This is a genomic window from Streptomyces actinomycinicus, from assembly GCF_016741775.1.
Taxonomy (GTDB): Bacteria; Actinomycetota; Actinomycetes; order Streptomycetales; family Streptomycetaceae; genus Streptomyces; species Streptomyces actinomycinicus.
Genome location: NZ_JAERRK010000073.1, coordinates 1 through 616 on the forward strand (window position 1 = coordinate 1; position 616 = coordinate 616).

Consider the following 616-nt stretch of genomic DNA (forward strand, 5'->3'; position numbering starts at 1 on the left):
TCCACGAGCCGTTCGAAGGGCACGTCCTGGTTGGCGTAGGCCGCGAGGTCGCTCTCACGGACCCGCCCGATCAGCTCCGTCACCTCGGGGTCTCCGGAGAGGTCGGTCCGCAGGACGAGGGTGTTGATGAAGAAACCGATCAGCCGGTCCAACGCCTCATCGGTGCGGCCGGCCACCGCCGTGCCCAGCACGATGTCCTCACCCGCACCCAGCCGGCTGAGCAGCATCGACAGGCCCGCCTGGACCACCATGAACACACTCGCCCGCGACCGGCGCGCCAGGTCCACCAGGCCCTGATACAACTCGGCGTCCACCGAGAACGTCACCGCATCACCACGGTAGCTGGACACCACCGGACGCGAACGGTCCACCGGCAGCGCCAACTCCTGCGGCGCCCCCGTCAGCTGCTCACGCCAGTAGGCGAGCTGAGCTGCGATGGGGCTGTCGGAGTCGTCCTCCCGGCCGAGGACCTCGCGCTGCCACAGGGTGTAGTCGGCGTACTGCACCGGCAGCGGCTCCCACCCGGGCGCCTGGCCCTGGGCCCGCGCCCGATACGCCTGCGAGAAGTCCGCGGCCAGCGGGGCCACCGACCAGCCGTCACCGGCGATGTGGTGCA

Annotated in this window: 1 protein-coding gene; it reads right to left on the reverse strand. The window is 70.6% G+C overall.

Annotation, left to right across the window (positions count from 1 at the left end; all coding sequences use genetic code 11):
• On the reverse strand, window positions 1–616 hold a 616-nt coding region (locus JK359_RS38540; RefSeq protein ID WP_236679129.1), incomplete at both ends, for a condensation domain-containing protein.